16 protein-coding genes are annotated in these 19,754 nt (G+C 36.2%); 6 read left to right on the forward strand and 10 right to left on the reverse strand.

Features of this window, described 5'->3' with window-relative positions:
* Positions 1-9 precede the first annotated feature (9 nt).
* Entirely contained in the window at positions 10-1,392 is a 1,383-nt protein-coding gene (locus DAY19_RS02865) for a pyridoxal-phosphate dependent enzyme (RefSeq protein WP_114705675.1), read from the forward strand.
* A 10-nt stretch (positions 1,393-1,402) separates the two neighbouring features.
* Entirely contained in the window at positions 1,403-2,569 is a 1,167-nt protein-coding gene (locus DAY19_RS02870; RefSeq protein WP_233500232.1) for a trans-sulfuration enzyme family protein, read from the forward strand.
* Here DAY19_RS02870 and DAY19_RS02875 read toward each other — a convergent pair.
* On the reverse strand, positions 2,566-3,243 hold the full coding sequence (locus DAY19_RS02875; protein ID WP_114705677.1) for a hypothetical protein: 678 nt from the start codon (positions 3,241-3,243) through the stop codon (positions 2,566-2,568). The genes DAY19_RS02870 and DAY19_RS02875 overlap by 4 nt on opposite strands.
* Positions 3,224-4,294, reverse strand: a complete 1,071-nt coding sequence (locus DAY19_RS02880) for a hypothetical protein (RefSeq protein ID WP_114705678.1) — start codon at positions 4,292-4,294, stop codon at positions 3,224-3,226. The genes DAY19_RS02875 and DAY19_RS02880 overlap by 20 nt, the downstream gene beginning before the upstream one ends.
* A 187-nt stretch (positions 4,295-4,481) precedes the next feature.
* Between DAY19_RS02880 and DAY19_RS02885 the strand changes: the two genes are divergently transcribed.
* Positions 4,482-5,288: an HD-GYP domain-containing protein gene (locus DAY19_RS02885; protein WP_114705679.1), complete on the forward strand. Its 807-nt coding sequence runs from the start codon at positions 4,482-4,484 to the stop codon at positions 5,286-5,288.
* 3 nt (positions 5,289-5,291) lie between these two features.
* On the opposite strand, the gene DAY19_RS02890 is transcribed toward DAY19_RS02885, so the two are convergent.
* The 4 genes from DAY19_RS02890 to DAY19_RS02905 all read right to left on the reverse strand — a co-directional run bounded on the left by DAY19_RS02890 (position 5,292) and on the right by DAY19_RS02905 (position 11,248).
* Positions 5,292-6,776 carry a hypothetical protein gene (locus DAY19_RS02890; RefSeq protein WP_114705680.1) on the reverse strand — a complete coding sequence of 495 codons (1,485 nt, stop codon included), beginning with the start codon at positions 6,774-6,776 and terminating at the stop codon, positions 5,292-5,294.
* 75 nt (positions 6,777-6,851) lie between these two features.
* Entirely contained in the window at positions 6,852-7,763 is a 912-nt protein-coding gene (locus DAY19_RS02895) for a hypothetical protein (protein WP_114705681.1), read from the reverse strand.
* A complete protein-coding gene (locus DAY19_RS02900; protein WP_114705682.1) occupies positions 7,760-8,587 on the reverse strand; it encodes a DUF455 family protein in 828 nt (275 codons plus the stop codon). The genes DAY19_RS02895 and DAY19_RS02900 overlap by 4 nt, the downstream gene beginning before the upstream one ends.
* Positions 8,588-8,590: 3 nt before the next feature.
* Positions 8,591-11,248: a helicase-related protein gene (locus DAY19_RS02905; protein WP_114705683.1), complete on the reverse strand. Its 2,658-nt coding sequence runs from the start codon at positions 11,246-11,248 to the stop codon at positions 8,591-8,593.
* Between the two features lie 113 nt (positions 11,249-11,361).
* Between DAY19_RS02905 and DAY19_RS02910 the strand changes: the two genes are divergently transcribed.
* The 3 genes from DAY19_RS02910 to DAY19_RS02920 are packed head-to-tail and all read left to right on the forward strand — an operon-like array spanning position 11,362 to position 14,679.
* Positions 11,362-12,345 (forward strand): NAD(P)H-dependent flavin oxidoreductase, encoded by a 984-nt coding sequence (locus DAY19_RS02910; RefSeq protein WP_114705684.1) that lies wholly within the window; start codon positions 11,362-11,364, stop codon positions 12,343-12,345.
* Positions 12,346-12,347: 2 nt separating this feature from the next.
* Positions 12,348-13,595: an MFS transporter gene (locus DAY19_RS02915; protein ID WP_114705685.1), complete on the forward strand. Its 1,248-nt coding sequence runs from the start codon at positions 12,348-12,350 to the stop codon at positions 13,593-13,595.
* Between the two features lie 22 nt (positions 13,596-13,617).
* Entirely contained in the window at positions 13,618-14,679 is a 1,062-nt protein-coding gene (locus DAY19_RS02920) for a saccharopine dehydrogenase (protein ID WP_114705686.1), read from the forward strand.
* A gap of 468 nt (positions 14,680-15,147) precedes the next feature.
* On the opposite strand, the gene DAY19_RS02925 is transcribed toward DAY19_RS02920, so the two are convergent.
* The 4 genes from DAY19_RS02925 to DAY19_RS02940 are packed head-to-tail and all read right to left on the reverse strand — an operon-like array spanning position 15,148 to position 19,534.
* Complete coding sequence (locus tag DAY19_RS02925) at positions 15,148-17,181, reverse strand: M3 family metallopeptidase (RefSeq protein WP_114705687.1); 2,034 nt, start codon at positions 17,179-17,181, stop codon at positions 15,148-15,150.
* Positions 17,182-17,212: 31 nt separating this feature from the next.
* Complete coding sequence (locus tag DAY19_RS02930; protein ID WP_114705688.1) at positions 17,213-18,430, reverse strand: hypothetical protein; 1,218 nt, start codon at positions 18,428-18,430, stop codon at positions 17,213-17,215.
* Entirely contained in the window at positions 18,430-18,930 is a 501-nt protein-coding gene (locus DAY19_RS02935; protein ID WP_133296869.1) for a hypothetical protein, read from the reverse strand. Before DAY19_RS02935 ends, DAY19_RS02930 begins: the two co-directional genes overlap by 1 nt.
* A 40-nt stretch (positions 18,931-18,970) precedes the next feature.
* A complete protein-coding gene (locus tag DAY19_RS02940) occupies positions 18,971-19,534 on the reverse strand; it encodes a metal-dependent transcriptional regulator (RefSeq protein ID WP_114705690.1) in 564 nt (187 codons plus the stop codon).
* Between the last annotated feature and the right edge of the window lie 220 nt (positions 19,535-19,754).

The following is a 19,754-nucleotide window of genomic DNA, read 5'->3' on the forward strand; positions in this document are numbered from 1 at the left end:
GATTTAATTATGATGAAAGGTGCTAAAGCAAACGTTGTCGAAGCAATTGGGAATACACCAATTGTAAAACTTAATCATATCGGTAAGGACCTTAATTGCGAAATTTACGTAAAATTAGAATATATGAACCCAGGTGGTTCAACTAAGGATCGTATCGGTGCATACATGCTTGATCGTGCAGTAGAAGAAGGTGATCTAAAGCCAGGCGGAACGATCATCGAAGGTACTTCTGGGAATACAGGGGTTGGTCTTGCGATGTGGGCAGCAGTTCACGGATACAAATGTATTTTCGTACTTGCTGATAAGCAATCAAAAGAAAAGATCGATAACCTTAGAGCATTTGGAGCAAAAGTTGTTGTTTGTCCAACAAACGTAGAGCCAGAAGATCCTCGTTCTTACTACTCTGTTTCAAAGAAACTTTCTGAAACAATTCCAAATTCATTTTACGTAAATCAATACGATAATCTACATAATAGAAATACACACTACACTTGGACGGCTCCAGAAATGTATGAGCAAACTCAAGGTGACTTTGATGTATTTATGGCCGCAGTTGGAACTGGTGGGACAATTAGTGGTTGTGGACGTTACTTCAAAGAAAAAATGGATAAAGTTGAAATTATCGGTGTTGACTGTGTTGGTTCAATCATCGCTGGTTACCACAAGACTGGAGAAATGGGACAAGCTCACTCATATGTTTTAGAAGGTGTTGGCGAGGACTTCATTCCAGAGAATTATGACTTTGACTTAATTGATGACTTTGAAGTTGTTAATGATAAAGAGTCTTTCCTAATGACGAGAAAACTTCTTAAAGAAGAAGGTATTTATGCTGGTGGATCAGCAGGTGCCGTTATTGAAGGTGCTCTAAAATATGCGAAGAAACAAACTACTAAGAAAAAGATTCTTATTCTTCTTCACGATTCAGGAAACCGTTACGCTTCAAAAATCTATAATGATGATTGGATGAGTGATGGTGGATACTTAGATTCATCATTCAATGTTCAAATTTCAGAGGTATTAAATACTCTTGGTAAGGATGGAAATATTATTACTGTTGAAGATACAACGACTATTGGACAGGCCATTACTCTAATGGAAGAGAAGAATATTTCTCAAGTTCCAGTTGTTAGTAAAAATGGTGACATTCTTGGTCTTTGTACAGAGAAGAGTCTAATTAAGCCAGTTATCATGGGTGAGTTCCAAAAAGATGATAATATTTCATTAGCTATCTCTAACAACTACAGAGTTGTGGATTGTAATGAACTTCTTGAAACAGTTGCTGATGCACTACTTAAGAAGGAAGTTGCCATTATCACTAAAGATGGAAAAGTTTCTGATCTATTATCAGAAATTGATGTTCTTCAGTATATGTCAGAAAAAGGTTCTAACTAAGGATCAAGGCTTGAAGAAAAGCACTCTTAAAAAAGCAGCAAAAGCCTCGGTATGTATCCATGCCGGGGCTCACCCCGACAAAGAAACAGGCGCAGTTATACCGCCAATTCATCAAACAACAACATATGCTCAAACAAGCCCAGGAATTCACCAAGGCTACGAGTATTCACGTTGTCATAATCCAACAAGGACGCGATTAGAAGAATCACTTGCGGCACTAGAGAACGCAAAATATGCACTGGCAACGTCAAGCGGTGTTTCAATTGAAATGCTAATAATGCATGCTCTGCCAGCTGGATCAACGATTCTTTGTGGTGATGATGTATATGGTGGAACTTATCGTCTCTTTACGACCGTTTTTAATTCCATTCATAAGTTTATCTTTGTCGATACAACTGATCCTAAAAAAGTTGAAGAGGCACTAAAAGAACATAAGCCTAAATTAATGTGGGTAGAAACACCAACGAACCCACTTTTAAAAATTTCTGATATTAAGAAAGTTTCAGAACTTGCGAAAAAATATAAGACCTTAACTGTTGTTGATAACACATTTATGAGTCCTTATTTTCAAAACCCATTAGATCTTGGTGCTGACATTGTAATGCACTCAATGACTAAATATATCAATGGTCACTCTGATGTTGTTGGTGGAGCCTGTATGCTCAACAACAAAGCACTTTACGAGAAACTTTGGACACTTCAAAAATCTCTTGGACCAACACAATCACCATTTGACTCTTGGTTAGTACTTAGAGGTATCAAGACTCTTGCGATTAGAATGGAAGCTCATGCAAAGAATGCAATGAAAATAGCAAAGTATCTCGAGTCGCATCCAAAAGTAGATAAAGTTCTCTACCCAGGCCTTAAGAGTCACCCTCAATATAAAATCGCAAAAAAACAAATGAGTGGCTTTGGAGGGATGATTACATTTTTCCTAAAAGGTGACATTAGAAAGTCTAAGAAGTTTTTACAAAACGTCGACATGTTCTCTTTAGCTGAAAGCCTTGGTGGTGTTGAGAGCTTAATTGAACACCCGGCCATCATGACTCATGCTTCTGTTCCCAAGAATGTTCGTGAAAGTATCGGCCTAACAGATAACCTAATAAGGCTATCTGTAGGTATTGAAGATGCTAATGATTTAATTTCAGATTTAGAAAGAGCATTTAAGACAATCTAGAAAGTTCCAGAGCCTGCATTTTCATCAATTTCAAGGCCATCAGAGCTTGTGTCTGAAGACTCTTCAACTTCAGTCTCCGCTGCTTTGTCTTGCGTTGTCTCAACTTTTGTTTCTTTCTCTGCTTTGAACTCTGCTCTAGCTTTTTTTATATCTTCAGGTATTCTCGCAATTGGCTTACGAATCATTAATGAATCATAATTACCATTGCGATTAAAAATATTATTTTCTTTCAAGTATGCGTTTAGTACTAAGCTTGCACAAAAAACTCTTCCGTGTGGATCATTAAGATTATTCTTTGCACCTTCTGCAAAGATAAGCCCATCATCTTCGATAATTTTACGTATTGTCTTATACTCATCACAGAAGTCATTTGAAGTTTTATGACACTCTCCGGCCTTACGATAAACATCGATTGACGTCGTCGTTGATTTTATATGAACTGGATCTCGACAAATATCAATCACCCACGATCGATTGTGATACTTATATTCGTTATGGGCCACTTCGACTTCACATTCTTTTTTAGAAATAGTCAGGGTTTTATTTAAAAGTCCAAATGGTGATGACTTATGAGAGACAGAGACATCAAAGGAAGACTGAAAACATTCAGTCCCTGTAAATGCTATTACTGAATTAATTGTTAAAAATAGAATACTAAATTTTAGAAATTGCATTTTTATCTACCTCTATCATTAGAATTGTTTGATCATTTGGTAAGAAGTCATTCTCATTATAGCCCTTTTTTGTTTGAAATGTTAATTCACTAATGAATTCAACAGGGGCCGCCCAATTCTTTTTAACAAATGTTAAATACTCTTCTCCATCAATTTTATCTTCAATATTCTTAAAAAAGCCAGGAGATAGCAATAACAGGCCTTCACCTTTATTTAACTGAACTTCTTGCGTTGATGTATTATAGTTCGATGGAAACGCGCTACCATTTCTCGCTAATACAACACCATCTTTATTTAATAATTCATGATCACCAATATTAAGCACCTCAGCACTTAAGTCTGAAAGCTTAATTCTAGCAATTAAAATGGAAGCATCTCCATATTCACTAAAGTCATCTTTCTTACTTTCTAAGTTTGAGATGACTTTAGTCATATCAATATTAGACTCTAGCTTCCAAGTTTCGATTAGTGATAAGAAGTTTCCGATAAGCATATATGATGATGCATGTAATGAAACAATCCATACTTCGCCACCAATTTTAAAGAAGTCAAAAAACTCGCCACCATTTGATGTACCGGCACAAAAGCGTGAAGTAATTCCTACTCCTCTTAGCTTTTCACTTCTAAAAGGCGCCATATTACGATGCATTTCTTTAATATTTTCGACTTGGCCAACAAGTCCTTCCATAACAGAATTCATCTTGAATAATAATTGCTTTTGAGTCTCTAACGCTCTTAGCCCTTCTATCGCATTTTTTATATTGAGATAGTTTTCTTCTACAGACTTGTCTGCAAAAAATATTCCAAGACACATCTCATTGTCTAATAATGAACGATCAAGATCATCCCCTTCATTATAGATAATAATAAAATGGTCCTTGCTTTCGACATTCTTAAATGACTTTGTAAACACCACTTGACTTGCATCAAGTTCACGGTCAATTGAAGATTGTCCCTCTTGAGATTGAGGTAAATTTAATAATTCTAATAGATTATTTAGCTTATCGACGGCAATTTTATCGATATCTGAATCAATAATTCGAACGTGCATAACTCTTCCTAAGTATTCAAAATTATATAGGTATGGCACTAAATTTTGGCACCTTAAGAAAGTATTCTAGCACAATAAGCGACTAATATCATACTAATGCCCCGATTAAATTAAAGATTCCTTAAGAATAACCCGAAGAATTATTAGAATATGGGTATAACCTGACTATAACACTAGGTCTTGATAAATGAAGAAGAGCAAAATCGTAAATTTGGGTGAACGCAGAAAAAAAGCGAGTACTCGTAAGAGTGCTGACAAAAAAACGACATCACCTAAAGCCAACACAAAGAACAAGGTTTCAAACTCTGTACAGACAGATCCTACTGCCGTATTAGAAGCAGAAAACAAGGCCTTAAAACTAGAACAGAAAAAGATCTGTGAGATGGCCGCTCGAACAATCCTTCACGCACTAGACTGCAAAGATCATTATACATATGGACATAGTACTCGCGTTGCTTATTTCAGCCTCACTTTAGGAAGAGAAATTGGACTAAATGAAGAAGAATTATATGACCTAGAACTATCTGCTCTATTTCATGATATTGGTAAAATTGGAGTTCCTGACTCCGTTCTTAATAAACCATCAAGACTTACTGAAGATGAATTCCTTCAAATGAAGAGTCATCCTGAGAAATCTTATGAAATCCTACAAGGCTTTACTCATTTTGAAAAAGTTGCAAAGTTTGCAAAATACCATCATGAGAGATGGGATGGACGTGGTTATCCGGAAGGACTAAAAGGCGAAGAGATTCCTCTTTTCTCTAGAATTATTCTTATTGCTGATACATTTGATGCTATGACTTCAACAAGAGTTTACCGTAAGGGACTTGATTATGAAGTTGCTTATGAAGAACTCGATGAGTTCTCTGGATCACAATTTGACCCAGAGCTAGCACAAGCATTTATTCGCGCAATGAAAAAAGAAGAAGCTAAGCAAGAGAAAACTTTTACTCTTACTATCATAGATGGCCTCTTCAAAAAAGATGCTGCTTAATCTCTAATCACACTTTGGTGTTTCAGCAACAGTATTAATATTATACTCCTGTAAAGTTCTACAATCGTATTCCGTTGCTAAAATCTTCGATGTTGCACATTCCGTTGGCTTGCCTTCTTGTCTAAACCAAGCTTGGTTTGCCTTACAGCTCATATATGCTTCACGATCAACACATGCCCAGTGTTTTCCTTTACAATTATAAACAAGTCCACGACCAAAGTTTTCATAATTAGGTGGAGCACTATACTTAACCTTATCCTTTACGGCCGTTTTGTTTTCTTCAAGTTTATCGACGATTTTTCCTAAAGCAGAATCAAGAGACTCTTTTTGATCTTCATCTTCATTGGAATCACTTGCTTCACCCATCATAGTAGAATCCATATCACTAGTCTCAGGCAAAGGTGCCACAATAAGTGGATCAGAAGATGGCTCCTGCGTTTTCTCACCTAACTCCTGATTCGTTGTAGTTGCTTGATCTTCAACTTGTGGTTCATTCATTGAATCAACATTACCATCAGAGCTTTCAGTATCAGACTTTGTTTCTTGAGTAACGTTTTGATTATTTGTCACTTCATCTGAAGGTTTCGCCTGAGGTTCATCACTTGGCCCAGCAGGTTGACTATCACCTTGTGGTTGCTCATCTTTAGCTTCTACAACTGGCTTAGTTTCCTCTTTAGTATTTTCAGGCTTATTTTCGTCAGCTTTTTGAACTGTTTTTTCTTGTGCCTTATCTTGCGTTTTCTTTGGTTTAGCTTTTCGTGGCTTTCTTGCTTTTCTTTTTACTGGGGCCACCTCTGGCACTTCTTCTTCAGAAGAATCACTAAGTAAGAAGGTATCAACGGCCATAGCGACTACAGCGACAATTAAGATGATCTTAATGAGTTTGCTTTTCTTCTCTTTTTTCTCATCCTTTTCATCTTCATCATCATCGTCATCGTCGTCTTCATCTTCCTCGTCACCATCTTCATCGTCATCTTCGTCATCGGACTTTTTCTTCTTCATTAGCTTTGCTAAGAATGGTAACTGCTTTTCTAGAAAGCTCTTTTCTTTGTCGTCATCTTCTTCGTCTTCTTCATCATCATCGTCTTCGTCTTCGTCTTCATCTTCATCATCGTCAGATTTTTTCTTATTTAATAACTTTGCAAGAAAAGGTAATTGTTTCTCTAAGAAGCTCTCTTCTTCCTCATCTTCATCTTCATCATCATCATCTTCGTATTCTTCGTCATCTGATTCATCATTATCAATAGCGTCTTCAGCTTCGACTTCATCATCAAATTCTGAAATATCTTCATCGGTTGGAATCCCTTGTATCTCAGGTCCTCCTGGGATCTTTATATCAGTAGACGTGGCGTCGTCTAAATCGACTGATTCATCTTCTTCATCAAGTTCATCTTCAGACTCTTCAGAATACTCATCAAGTAACTCTTCATCATCTTCTGACTTCTTGAGCTTTCCTTTCATCTTGTCGAAAAAACCTTTCTTGGCCACGTAAATTCTCCTAATTCTAAACTAAAGAACTCTTTCATTTTACTGTATAAATGGAAATCGATGAAGGAATATTCTCTATTTAGCGCTTTTAACCAACCCTAAAGCTCGGTTAAAGTAGCAAATATTTTTAACGAAATCAGGAGATAGAATCAAAGAGTTTGAATTCAAGGCAGTTTTATCACCAAAATATAATGTCCCATCACCTAAGACTTTGGTTACATTCATGATGACTTCTCCCATTGTGCGACGATAATTAATCTCAACAATAGGACAAATTTTAGATTCAGAATTTTCAAGATAGATCATATTATCAAATTGAATTTTATTATTTAAAAGAGCTTCTGGAATATGCTCTTTGATATCATTGATGTATTTCTCAAGATCAAAAGAAATAGGAAGCTCATTGATTTGAATTAGACGCCCTCCTTTAAACTCTCCCTTATCACTAACGAAATTTTCTACAATAAAGTAGTCATTATTTTTAAAGTCGTAAGTAACACCAAATGTTTTTACAACTTTTACATAGCGAGATTGAACACCTGGAAACCCTAGTCTTTCGAAGTCTTTTACAGAATTTAATACCTTGTTTCCTATTCCTGAAAATGTTTGATCTGGTCGGTAAAAAGTTGGAAATGATTCTTCTAAGTCCTCTTTAGATCTTATAATCTTATCAGCTAAAGGCCTATGCCATTTCGCTAAAGCACATTTTGAATTGGTCTCTTTAACCTGTTCAAAGTTTTCTAAGTTACCCCACCAGTTAATATAATTTGTAATATTGTCGTCAATATTAGGTATCGTAAAACCAAGATCATGAAGATGACTTAAGTACTTATTTGAGTATTTATTTTGGGAACATAGAGTTACATTAGATATATTATTTACAAGAAAGAAAATATACTCTAACTCTTTTAAGAACTTTTCATTTTTGAAGTTTTTATTATTCCGACTTAAGGCCGCATCGAAATCGAGGTTTACCCTAAATCTCACTTCCATTCCTTGCGTTTTGTAACGATGAATCCATCTTGATAATTTTTAATTTTCTCAATGAAGTCTTCATCCATGCCTGTACGAACTCTTCCTTCATGATCGAAAATCATGCCCTTGGCCCTTGCTGGTGATAGTAAGTCAGGAAGTGAAGAGACATAGAACTCCCAAAGGTCTTTTTCGTTTCTCCAGCGATTTAGCCAATGAATTCCAAATCCCACATGAGAAATCTCGTCTTCATAAACCACATTTAAGATTGCAGATGACTTCTTATCTCCAACTCCAGCAAATATATCACGATAGAATTTTGCAAAGTCTAAGTTTGCAGCTTCAAATGTTAATGCCATAACGGCAAAGTACTCTTCAAAGCTTGTTAACTTTTGCATCTGACGCCAAAAGAAGTCATTTACAGGAAGATCGCCAAAGTCTATTCCAAAATCATTCATTCGTTTTCGATAGAGATTGAAGTGCTTGATTTCATCATCAATTGTAGAAAGTATTCCCGTTGCAATACGTTTGTATTGAGACTTATCTTCAATTGGAATATACATTAGAGCAGCCGCCATCATCTCAATCGCCAGTAACTCATGATTAGCAAAGAAGTGAAGTGCCATGGCCTTCTTTTCATCCAAGTGAAAACTTCCTTTCTTTGGGAATTTCACTTGCTCACTAGAAAATTTAATACGGGACTCACGCTCAGGCATGAGATCTTTGATACCATCGGCCGTTTTTTGATAAGATAAATCACTTACTACACTAGTTGCAGTAAGCTTATCCTCTAGAGTTGGTGATTCTAATAATAGCCTTGCGTAATCGTATATATTCATGACTCATCGTTTGGTAACTTTTCTCTTACGACTAACATTCTTACGCTTACCCTGTCCAGAATTTGGTTTACCTTTAAAGTTTTTACCACCTGGACGACGGCCTTTTCCACCTTGGCCAGGCTTACCGCGGCGATTTCCGCCAGGTCTACGACGAGCGGCCTTCCTCTTCTCAAAACATTCCTCACAAATTGGAAATTTTGAATCATCAGGAAGCTTGCAACCACATGAAGAACACTTAGCAACAATTTTTTGTGATAAGAGTTCATTTAACTGATCAATAGCAAGTTGCTTATTATTTAAAAGCTCAACTTCTGAATAAACGAAGTTCTTATTATTAAAGTGTCTTGAGAGCCATTGATAAAGCTCGACACACTTAATGGAAGTTTCAAGATAATCAATATCCCCAGAGTCATGCTCAATTGGCTCGGCCGGAATCCCTTCCATATTTACATACTTATGAAGGATCCAATTATAATGTTGAACATGATCACTTAAGCCTAAATTTACTGGAGCACATGCAAACCCGAAGATCTCAGCATCAGTAAGTGTCCCATTAGAGTCAGCATCCTCAACCATCTCGGCCAGCTCGATCATCTCTTTCATATCAACGCACTCAAAAGGCTTTTGGAATGTCATTGTGTTAAAGAGCCTTAAGAACTCAGAGAGCTTTAATTTTGGAAGATTATTATCTATTAAAGCACGGTTGACTTGGTTGAAAATATCTAAGTCAGGACCAACCATACATTTTTCACTCTGCTCCAGTACTGCACTCATGGCCTCTTTAATACTTTCGATTCCATCTTCAACTTTACGAAGACAAGTAACAGCACCTTTTGGAAAACGTTGGTAACGTCCTGCTCGACCACCAATCTGCTTAATCTCACTTACTGAGATATCGTGTTGTTGGCCATCATAGAATTTTGATAGAGTCGTAAAAACAACTCTCTTAATTGGAAGGTTCATCCCCATAGCAATTGCATCAGTTGATACAATGACATCAGTTTCACCCTGATCAAATTTTCTCGCTTGCTCACGACGAACCTCCGGCGAGAGTCGACCGTATACAATTGAAACTTTATATCCGAGACGCTCTAGGTCTCTCTTGTGTCTTAGTGCATTCTTTCTAGAAAATACAATAAGTGCATCATTCTTTTGCATATCTGCAAGAACGATTGGATGAGGTTCAACATAGAGCTCAGTCATTCTTGTATATTCATTTATGATGAGTTCATCACCACATAGATCGACAATATTTCTTACCATCTCAAGAGCTGATGCATCACCACATAGGTGAACTTCATCTGCCATGATATTTACTAAGGCCCTTGTCCATGCCCAACCACGAGATGGATCTGTAATCATTTGGATTTCATCAATTACACAACAGTCAAAGACTTCTTGGAGCCTGGCCATTTCAATCGTTGATGAATAGTGAGTCGAACCTTCTCTTTCAATAACTTCTTCACCAGTTAAAAGAGTTGTAACTGCACCTTTAGAGTTTAAAGTATCGTAGAGTTCAGCTGCAAGAAGTCTTAGTGGTGCAAGATAGCAACCTTTAGGAACACTCGAGAGCTTCTCAATAGCATGATATGTTTTACCAGAGTTTGTAGGTCCCATGTGATAGACAATCTTTCTCTTCATTTGTCTAGCAGCTGAGTGAGTCCAAAACTCCCCTAGGTATTCTTGAAGGATAGTTGAAGATACATCCTTCTTTTTGAGAATAATAATTGATTTAACAAACTTCTTAAATTCACGAATTAGATAGCGCTCATTACGCCAATAATTTGTTGAAAGTGATGAGTAGAATTTATGATACTCATCATCTGTGATCAGATCTGTACTTAATTCATTTTCTTCAAGATACTGATCAAAGAGCATATGCACATTACGTTTATGTAATTTTGCTAATTCTGATGGATAAGAAAATTCAGAACGGTAATATTGTTTGACCTGATTCTCAAGACGATTAAGAGATGATCTCTTAATTGTATTTCTTAATTTATAAAAACTCTTATCAAGTCTTTTTTGTAGATCAAAGACGATATCTGAAACAGTATTGAGTCCGCTATCAATTTCTTCTTTGATTGTTTCTTTCTTAGAATCAATTAACTCAACACAACTTTCGTAAACAGAGTCTCTTAATAAAGCTCTAAAGTCATTTACACATTTAATACACTGACATTTTAACTCACCAATTTTATGTTTAGTTAAGTCAACATCTTCTGCACGAATAAATTTTTGTGTTTCATTGTGCTTATCAACAATTTTCTGCGACCACATCTTGAATGTCTTCTCATGTAGAGAAAGAACATTTTGAGAAAGGCCACCATCTTGTCCAAAAAAGACAGCTTCTTTTTCTGGGATAAGGCAATCATCAATGAAGATTAGATCGAGAATATTTTCTTGCTTTATCAACAAGTTGAAATTAGTGAACTCATTGTTAAAGAAGTAAACCAATGATGGATATTCATCAAAGACTTTCCATAGTGGAGTCAAAAGACTCTCTAGAAAATCGAGAACAATATGAGCATCTTCGCTCGTTCTAACATAACTATCATCTTCAGCGAAATTATTGACTTTGATAATATTTTTACGTTCTGTTTCAATGTTTTCTCTAATGTCAGAGAAGTCAGGTAGCTTATTTATTTCTTGCGAGCTCATGCTTTAAAGATACGTTGCGGGAAGAAATTGTGCAAGTAATCTTAGGTGTTAAATACAAAAAAATACATTATAATCAAAAGGTCATTTGAAAATTAAAATAAATAGGATTCGTTATGAAAACATGGCTCACAGAAACTTTTAATATTAAATATCCAATTATCATGGCCCCGATGTTCCTCGTATCAAGTATAGATATGCTAGTTGAAGCTTCAAAGGCTGGAATTATGGGTTGTATTCCAGCGCTAAACTGGAGAACACCAGAGGAATTTGAAGAGGGTCTAAAAGAGCTAAAAGAAAGATGTGAAGGTCCATTTGGAATTAATATCATTGTAAATCAGTCAAACATCCACATGCACAAGCAAATTGATCTATGTGCAAAATATGCACCCGACTTTATCATCACTTCACTTGGAAACCCAAAGGAAGTAATTGAGAAATGTCATCCTCAAGGTACAAAAGTTATCTGTGATGTTGTTGACCTAAAATATGCAAAGAAAGTTCAAGATCAAGGAGCCGATGCAGTAATCGCTGTAAACTCTGGAGCAGGAGGTCACGCTGGACCAACTCCAGCAAGTATTCTTGTTCCATTACTTAAAAGAAATCTTGATATACCAGTTATTTCAGCAGGTGGTATTGCAACAGGTTCTGGTTTATTTAGTATCATGGCCCTTGGCTGTGAAGGTGTTTCAATTGGTTCACCATTTATCGCGACAAAAGAGTCAATTGTTTCAGATGCGTATAAAGAAGCTGTGGTAAATTACGGCGCCAAGGATATCGTCATGTCTAATAAGATCTCAGGGACTCCTTGTACGGTTATCAACACTCCTTATGTACAAAAAATAGGAACAGAACAAAATATCGTTGAAAAGGCCATGAGCAAGAATAAGAAGCTTAAAAAATATGCAAAGATGCTCACTGGTTATAAGGGAATGAAAGCAGTTGAGAAAGCTGCCTTTGGAGCAACATATAAAACTGTTTGGGTTGCTGGCCCTTCAATCGAATTCATTGAGAAAATTGAAACTGTTCAAGAGATTGTTAAACGACTGATAACTGAATATGAAACAGCAGTTGAAGAGTTCTTAGCAAAAAGATCGTAATTATGTTTAAGCTTCCTAAGGTTTTACGTTATCAAAATTTTAGAAAGCTCTATATTGCAGGCTTAACGTCTGAGCTTGGGTCTTTTGTTTCAGAGACGGCCCTCATGCTCTTAGTCTTTGAACTATCAAGTAATAATAAGGCCTATCTCGGTGCTGCTCGAGCAGTATTTCTCTTATTCCTCACTATCGGAAATCTCATCGGTGGTGTTATTGGAGAGAAGTATAATCGCAAGAAGGTATTACTTTTTACCAATTATATTAGAATTCCGATTATCTTCACCATTCTCTTTGTGGAAAGTCCTGAAGTTGTCATTTTATGTGATGGACTCATTGCTCTTTTTACAGGGATGTATAATCCAACACGCCAGGCAATGGTAAATGATATAGTTCCTCAAAAGGATATGAATAAGGCAAACGCATTATTTGGTTCGGCCTTTGCAGTACTTCATATGATTGGACCATTTCTAGGTGCCACAATGTTTACCGCCTTTGGTGGTATTAAAGAAGTCGTTGCCTTAGATTTTCTAACATATATCGTGGGTATCTTCTTTATTATGTCACTAACCTATAATCCTCCTAAACATGAAGAAGATAGTGAGAAGTTCATCTCCGAAATAAAGAATGGAATAAAATACGCCAAGACTCAAAAGCCTTTATCGGCGATTCTATCCAACGTTGTCATCGAGGGGCTCGTTCTTGGGTTTATGTTTCCATTGATACTTCCTTATATGACTGAAGTTCTAGGTGCTACAAAACAAGACTACGGTATTGGACTAGCGCTTTTTGGACTTGGCGGGCTTTTTGGTGGCTGGGCAAGCTCCACTATTCTTAAAGATCAATCTGTTGGTAAAATTATAATAACAGCGCTTTATATTGAACCAATACTAATGGCAGTTTGGCTACTGTCAGCTTCCTACTTTGCAACTTTGATTATCTTCTTTATATGGGGACTTGTTGTCTTTATACGAATAACAAATCAACTAAATTATGTCTCAAATAAAGTAGAAACTAAGTACCTAGCACGTAGTTTTGCCTTGCTCGACTTAGGCTTCGTCGTTCCAAATATACTTGGTGGGATCATTCTTACGTTTATTGGAAATAGTTTTAAAACAGAAGAAATACTCTATATCGTATGTATCGCATTTTGCACCTTGATTTTTCCAAGGATGTTATTTTCCGATATGAAAGCATTATTTAATATTAATAACGAAACTGTCGAAAGGGATACATCAATCCAAGACAGTATATAAAAAGTTATTAGAAGGTATCAATATGACAACAATTTGGTTAAGAGATGAAGATAAAGAGTTTGAAAAAAGAACTCCTCTAACACCAGAAAATGCAAAGAAGCTTTTGGACGCAGGTTACAAAGTTATTGTAGAAAAATCTAATGACCGTATCTTTCCTATCCAAGAATATGAGAAATTAGGTTGTGAAATTAAAGAAAGTCATGCCTGGATTGAAGAAGCTCCAGTCTCGGATGATGTCTTTATTTTAGGACTAAAAGAATTAAAAGAAACCGACACATTTCCACTTAAACATAATCACATTTACTTTGCCCATATCTATAAAGGACAAAATGGAGCCGAAAAGGTTTTCCATCGCTATAGTGAAGGTCAAGGAACACTCTTTGATCTTGAGTTCTTGTTAAATGAAGATAAACGTAGAGTAGCAGCATTTGGCTACTGGGCAGGATATGTTGGGGCGGCCTTGAGTGTAGAGAACTTCTTCTCAGAGTCTCCAGCTCCTCTGCGACATTACTCTTCAAAAGATGAATGGCTAAAAATTATAAATGAAAAGAGACAAGGAAAAAGAAACCCTTGTACCTTTATCATTGGCGCTTTAGGGCGTTGCGGAAGTGGTGCTAGAGAGCTACTTGATGATCTTGAACTTGAATCAGTTAATTGGGATGTGGATGAAACAAAGAAAGGTGGCCCTTTTGAAGAAATCATTAATGCCGACATCTTTATCAATACAGTTCTTATGACAACTAAGATTCCTCCATTTCTTGATAAATCACTTATGGAGAGAAATCAGAAACTCTCTTATATCTGTGATGTAAGTTGTGATCCAAATAGTGACTTAAACCCTATTCCTATTTATGACGTGCATACAACATGGGATAAACCTTTACATAGAATCGAAAGTTCTATCGATCATGAATGCAATATTATCGCCATTGATAATCTTCCTTCGGCCCTACCAAAAGAGAGCTCGATTGATTACTCGAATCAATTGATTCCTCACCTTTTAGAACTTAAGAATGCGAAGAATTACTTTACGTGGTCGCATGCTAAAGAGATTTTTGAAACGAAGAAGTCTGCTAATAAGTAAGCATGTTGCTAACTTTAGCAAAGCTAAAGTGTCGCTTTTCCTTTGCGATAACTTTCCCATTGCTCCTGAGAAAACAAAACCGACATAAACGTCGGTTTGTTTAAATCGCTTTTTAGCTAAAGATTGGGGAGCTAACACTGCATCATATCTTAGCTTCGCTAAGATGCTGCAGCTGTTTTTACATGGTCGCATGCTAAAGAGATTTTTGAAACGAAGAAGTCTGCTAATAAGTAAGCATGTTGCTAACTTTAGCAAAGCTAAAGTGTCGCTTTTCCTTTGCGATAACTTTCCCATTGCTCCTGAGACAACGAAGCCGGGCTTGAACCCGGCTTGTTGAAATAATTTTTTTAGCTAAAGACTGGGGAGCTAGCGCCGCAAACAATAGACTGGCCTTTATGGTCACGATGACCGGTATGTCAGCGAGAGGCAGGAGCCGAAGCTGACGAGGGCGGCCAATTTTGCGGGGCACTAAATTAGACCACCACGTCTAAGTAGTGCATCAACCTCTGGCTCACGGCCACGGAATCTCTTATAAAGATCCATTGGGTGTTCTGAGCCACCTTTTTCAAGGATATTCTCTCTAAAACGATCAGCAATTGTCGTATTAAAAATCCCTTCCTCTAGGAAAAGTTCAAATGCATCAGCATCAAGAACTTCTGCCCACTTATATGAGTAGTATCCAGCAGAATATCCACCAGCAAAGATATGTCCAAATGCTGTAGAAGTCATTGTTCCTGGAATCTTTGGAAGAAGTTGAACATCCTTAGTTGCTAGAGTTTCAAATTCTTCTACATTTGTAATATTTGAAGGATCACCTGAATGCCATGCCATATCAAGAAGCCCAAGACTTAGTTGGCGAATCGTGTGACGTCCTTCACCAAAGTTTGAACTATCTTTTAGCTTTTGAACTAATTCTTCTGGGATTAGCTCTCCTGTTTCATAGTGCTTAGCAAATAGATCAAGACATTCTTTTTCAAATGCCCAGTTTTCCATTATTTGAGAAGGAAGTTCAACGAAGTCCCAGAATACATTTGGACCAGAAAGCATACGGTACTGACATTTTGTTAGAATACCATGAAGTGCGTGTCCAAATTCGTGGAATAGAGTCGTCACTTCATTAAAAGTTAGAAGTGAAGGCTTTGTTGTCGTTGGCTTTGTAAAGTTACAAACGTTAGCAATATGTGGACGGATATCCTCACCATTTTGAACATATTGTTCTCTAAATGCAGTCATCCATGCTCCACCACGCTTTGAAGAACGTGGGAAGTAGTCACCGTAGAATAATGAAATAAAGTTACCATCGCGATCTGTAATTTCATAAGTCATTACATCATCGTGATACTTTGGAACATTACTAACTTCTTTAAAGTTTAGTCCGTATAATTTTGTTGCAACTTCAAATACTCCATTAAGAACATTTTCTAATTTGAAGTATGGCTTAAGCATTTCATCATCAATGCTATACTTTTCTTTCTTTAACTTCTCATAGTAGTACATATAGTCCCATGATGCGAAGTCTTCGATACCATCTTTTTCTTTTGCATATGCTTTTACTTCATCCATATGCTCAAGTGCAGCTGGCATGGCTTTGTCTTTTAATTGGTTTAAAAGATCAAAAACATTCTTTGCACTCATTGCCATGCGCTCTTCTAAAATATAGTCCGCGTGGCTCTTATAACCAAGAATCCCAGCTCTTTCATGTCTAAGCATAGCGATTCTCTTAACGATTTCTTGGTTATCAAGTTCATCACCCTTAGCACACTTTGTCCCAGAAGCGATTGTCATCTGCTTTCTTAGCTCACGATTTTGGGCATAAGTAATGAATGGCCCAAAGCTTGGATAATCAAGAGTGAAAACCCACTTACCATCATGACCTTTTTCAGTAGCTGTCATTGCAGCAGCTTCAATAAGTCCTTCAGGAAGTCCAGCAAGATCTTCTTGATTATCAATTACCATTTCAAAACGATTCGTTTCTTTTAAAAGATGATCAGAGAACTCAAGACCTAACTTAGAAAGTTCTTCATCAATCTTTCTTACCTTATTCTTATCATCTTCATTTAAAAGAGCACCGTTTCTTACAAAGCCTTTGTAGATTTTGTTAAGAAGTGTAGTTTGCTCAGCATTTAAATCTTCATTCTCTTTGTTATCAAAAACAACTTTAACCTTTGCAAATAAGTCAGCATCAAGGTTAACGTCATTTCCATGTGCAGTTAAAAGAGGAGAGAACTCTTTTGCAATCTCATTCATCTCATCATTTGTATTTGCAGATTTTAGGTTAAAGAAGATCATTGAAATATCTTCAATAGCGCTTCCAGAAGTTGCATATGGCTCAATAATATTGGCAAATGTTAGCTCTCCATCAAAGTTTTTAATGGCCTCGATTTCTTCTTTGTGCATCTTAATGGCCTCTTTAATGGCCGGCATATAGTGCTCATTTTTGATCTTATCAAATGGTCTTGCGCCATATGGATTCGTAAATTTCTCTAATAATGGATTAGACATATAGACTCCTAAATATAGTTTATGAATATTTTTACGCTGAACGAAATTTATAGGCCATAAATGAGGCCAGAGATATCCAGAGTAACACTGATATTAGTAGCATATTCTGAGTGAAAGCTAAACTTGTAAAGACTAATAATAATGCTGAAATCCCCATTTTTGACGCACGGTACACAATCATATCAACAATATACTTGGCCCCATACTTTTGTTTCTGCGTTAAAGGGAAATAGAGCATCTCCTTTGCTGCAGAGAATATAGAATAGTCGAGCCCTTTAAAACCAACAAAGAGGATTGCCGTTCCTAGAAGACCTAAGAATTGACCGCGATCCAATATAATTAAGACAAGGAAAACCACTGGAACCAAAATATGTACTATTGGAATTTTTAAATACTTAAAAGCAATTGGAATAACTAAGAGTTGAACAACAAGAGAGAGAATATTAATGGAAGAATATATATTTCCAAGATATGCACCTTTTGCATCAGCACTCTCAAAAACCTCTAGGCCGAGATTAAACTTAAAGTTAGCAAGATTAATAACGAATTGAGATAAAATAATTAATCCACAAATCGAAAAGACGTAAGCCTTCTTTCCTTCTAGAGAAGTTATTGGAGACTTATCTTTTGCTTCAAGAAACTGCTTTTGAGTAAAACTAAAAATTAAAATCACGAGTGCCAAAACAAATAAACCTGCACTTGCCGCATAAAAAACACCGACGTTCTTCATAAGACTAGTGGTTAATAGACCACCAAAGACACCACCAATAGAACCTAAAGCGCCAAGAGGGCCATAGACAAGTTTTGCTGTTTTAATATTGATTACAGAGTTTAAATAACCCAATGACAAATGAACAACGAGAATAATATAAACTTCTTTCCATACTGCAAAGACACCACTACCAAATGCTACTCCATTAAATGAAGCAATAAGGGCCCCGCCCATTAAGGCAATCGACGTTGCAACAATTGTATTAAAGATTGCACCAATCGAATAAAGTGTCTGTAAGATATTGATGATGCTAACACTAATTCCTAAGAACATTACAGAGCTTAACCAGATCCATGGAGTGCTTTTTGCACCATAGCTATCAATAAATAATGCCGTAGCACTTGAGCGAATCATAGGATAGGAGAAGAAAGCTAAAAATAGAGTTAGTGTTACGACAAAAATATTTTTTCGTTCAGAAACACTTAATGAAAGAAATCCGTGATGAATTTCTTTAACAGCAGTAATAAGACTTTTCATTATTCAATCACCATTAAAGAGAACTTCTTACCCTCTAAAGACGAAATAGTCGAAAGATCAAACCACTTACCTGTCTCTAATTTAATATTTAAAAGGTCCTTACGAGTGTTTTTACTAATGAGATCTAATGAATATGATCCCGCTTTTTTATGACAGATCATAGACAGCTGAGTGCCACTTAGATCTAAATCAAATTCATCTCCATTCATTGAGATTAATTCTGAAATAGATTCAGAAACTTTATCTTCGATAGTTGTTTCTTCTTTTAATTTAAACTTACAAAATTCAGAATTAAAAATAGGTATCGTATTAACTTCAATATCAGAGCGAAAATGAGATTTTATAATTTTAGAAATAAAGATTTGACGAGTGGGTTTAACTTTTACATCTAAACAATGAGACTTTGGAAGAATCTTTATGGACTCACCCTCAATTAGATATTCTTTAATTTTTAAACGAGTTGCGTGAATAGAAGGACCTTTCTTAAAACAAAACTCCATTGCATTAACTGATAATGCAATGAAAGCTATTGTAAATATTTTAAGAATCTTGGTCGTCCTCTTGTAAGTAAGTATCACCCTTCTGCCCTTCCATGAACTCTTCAGCAGACTTAAAGTCACAAAGACTTAAAGTTGTTTTAAAATTAAAACCTTTAGGTAGTTTACCATCTTTTGCTAAATCGTCACATGAGCAAGAAAGTGTCTTCATGAAATCGAAGAATTTCGTACTAGTTTCCTCGCTTAAAAGGTGCTCAATCATACATGAATCTTTTTCAGCAATATCTTCAGAAACACCTACAAAATCTTTTAGGAAATAGTAAAGAAGAGTTCTTGATGTAAGAGTGCGATGAACTTCATCATGACCCTTGTCTGTCAGAAGAAGAAACTTTGTATCGTCTTCTTCTTTAACAAGTTCTCTTTTCTTAAGATTATTTAAAGCTGTTGATACAGAACCTTTTGTCAGTCCTAAATCTTTGGCGATATCAGTTACACGAGCATAACCTTTTTCTTCCTTCAATTTATGGATGGCCAACAGGTAGTGGACCATTGAATGTGACAGTTCTGCTTCACGTGGTTTTTTATCTTTCGTATCTAAATTGGCCATGATATTTCTCACAAATTAGGTTATAGCTATAATCTAGCAATTTCAGGTATTTTTGGCAAATACCACAGCGCAATGTGCCCAAATTTTGGTGCATTGAAATTCCCCTTTATTTAGAGCAATAATCCCCATAACCCACTGTAATTACATTAATATACTGACGGCACATATTACAGTCCTCCCTTGCAATGCCTCAGCGTGTTAAAATTAAAAGGAATCTAAA

It is taken from the genome of Halobacteriovorax vibrionivorans, assembly GCF_003346865.1.
Classification (GTDB): domain Bacteria; phylum Bdellovibrionota; class Bacteriovoracia; order Bacteriovoracales; family Bacteriovoracaceae; genus Halobacteriovorax_A; species Halobacteriovorax_A vibrionivorans.

Coding starts and splice junctions, on each gene's coding strand:
- DAY19_RS02920 (WP_114705686.1), top strand. CDS start 13,618: ATGACAACAATTTGGTTAAGAGATGAAGATAAAGAGTTTGAAAAAAGA.
- DAY19_RS02925 (WP_114705687.1), bottom strand. CDS start 17,181: ATGTCTAATCCATTATTAGAGAAATTTACGAATCCATATGGCGCAAGA.
- DAY19_RS02940 (WP_114705690.1), bottom strand. CDS start 19,534: ATGGCCAATTTAGATACGAAAGATAAAAAACCACGTGAAGCAGAACTG.
- DAY19_RS02865 (WP_114705675.1), top strand. CDS start 10: ATGATGAAAGGTGCTAAAGCAAACGTTGTCGAAGCAATTGGGAATACA.
- DAY19_RS02935 (WP_133296869.1), bottom strand. CDS start 18,930: ATGGAGTTTTGTTTTAAGAAAGGTCCTTCTATTCACGCAACTCGTTTA.
- DAY19_RS02880 (WP_114705678.1), bottom strand. CDS start 4,294: ATGCACGTTCGAATTATTGATTCAGATATCGATAAAATTGCCGTCGAT.
- DAY19_RS02905 (WP_114705683.1), bottom strand. CDS start 11,248: ATGAGCTCGCAAGAAATAAATAAGCTACCTGACTTCTCTGACATTAGA.
- DAY19_RS02885 (WP_114705679.1), top strand. CDS start 4,482: ATGAAGAAGAGCAAAATCGTAAATTTGGGTGAACGCAGAAAAAAAGCG.
- DAY19_RS02930 (WP_114705688.1), bottom strand. CDS start 18,430: ATGAAAAGTCTTATTACTGCTGTTAAAGAAATTCATCACGGATTTCTT.
- DAY19_RS02910 (WP_114705684.1), top strand. CDS start 11,362: ATGAAAACATGGCTCACAGAAACTTTTAATATTAAATATCCAATTATC.
- DAY19_RS02900 (WP_114705682.1), bottom strand. CDS start 8,587: ATGAATATATACGATTACGCAAGGCTATTATTAGAATCACCAACTCTA.
- DAY19_RS02915 (WP_114705685.1), top strand. CDS start 12,348: ATGTTTAAGCTTCCTAAGGTTTTACGTTATCAAAATTTTAGAAAGCTC.
- DAY19_RS02875 (WP_114705677.1), bottom strand. CDS start 3,243: ATGCAATTTCTAAAATTTAGTATTCTATTTTTAACAATTAATTCAGTA.